The following is a 1,076-nucleotide window of genomic DNA, read 5'->3' as shown; positions in this document are numbered from 1 at the left end:
ATGCGGGCGGCCGCCGACGGCGACGCGGCCGCCCGCATCGCCTGGTGGCGCCAGGCCCGCTTCGGCATGTTCATCCACTGGGGGCTGTACGCCATCCCCGGCCGCGGCGAGTGGGCGCAATTCATGGAACAAACCCCGGTGAACGAGTACGCGAAGCTGGCCGGCCAGTTCAAGCCGCGCCACTTCGACCCGGACGGGTGGGCGCAGCTGGCGAAGTCCGCGGGCATGAAATACATGGTGTTCACGTCGCGCCACCACGACGGCTTTGCGATGTTCGACGACGGCGACAATCCGTTCTCGAGCACGAAGACGGCCGCGCAGCGCGATTTCGTCGCGGATTACGTGAAGGCCGCGCGCAAGGCCGGCATGGGCGTGGGGCTGTATTACTCGCCGCTGGACTGGCGCTATCCGGGCTACTTCTTCCCCGACCTGTACCGGGACAGCGCGGAAGCGATGCGCGCCCAGTACCACCGCCAGATGGAAAAACTGCTGTCCAACTACGGCAAGCTCGACGTGCTGTGGTTCGATGGCGGCGAGACCGACTGGCTGAGTTTCGGCGGCGACTGGTCTGCCGCGCAGTGGCAGAAGCGCGCGCCCGGCAAGCACTACGGCGGCGGCTTCGACTGGCAGCACGACAAGGTGCACACGATGCTGCGCCGCCTGCAGCCGAACGTCGTCATCAACGGCCGCGCGGACATGAAGGAAGACTTCCACTCGCGCGAAGGCGACGGCGCGCTGGGCGACTTCGACGACCAGCATCCGTGGGAGCTGTGCACGACGATCGCCGGCGCCTGGGGCTACCAGCCGAACATGCAGCCGAAGCCCCTGAAGCACTACATCCAGCTGCTGGCGAACGTGGCGGGACGCGACGGCAACCTGCTGCTCAACGTGGGGCCCGACCCCGACGGCCGCATCGATCCGGCGCAGGCCCAGCGCCTGCGCGAGATCGGCGCGTGGCTGGGCAAGCATGGCGACAGCATCTACGGCACCCGCGGCGGGCCGTTCCTGCCGGGCAGCTGGGGCGCGTGGGCGCGCCGCGGCCACACCGGCTATGTGCACGGGCTGAACTGGCCGGG

General features: G+C 69.0%; 1 protein-coding gene. It reads left to right on the top strand.

Annotated elements, in window-relative coordinates; all coding sequences use genetic code 11:
• Window positions 1–1,076, top strand: a 1,076-nt coding sequence (locus ACEN88_RS32435; RefSeq protein ID WP_413346343.1) for an alpha-L-fucosidase, incomplete at both ends; no start/stop codon positions are given.

Origin of the sequence: Massilia sp. CT11-108 (genome assembly GCF_047302915.1) — a bacterium.
Classification (GTDB): Bacteria; Pseudomonadota; Gammaproteobacteria; order Burkholderiales; family Burkholderiaceae_D; genus Telluria; species Telluria orientalis.
Note: the sequence above shows the minus strand (reverse complement) of the source record. Positions and strands in the feature narration are given on the sequence as shown.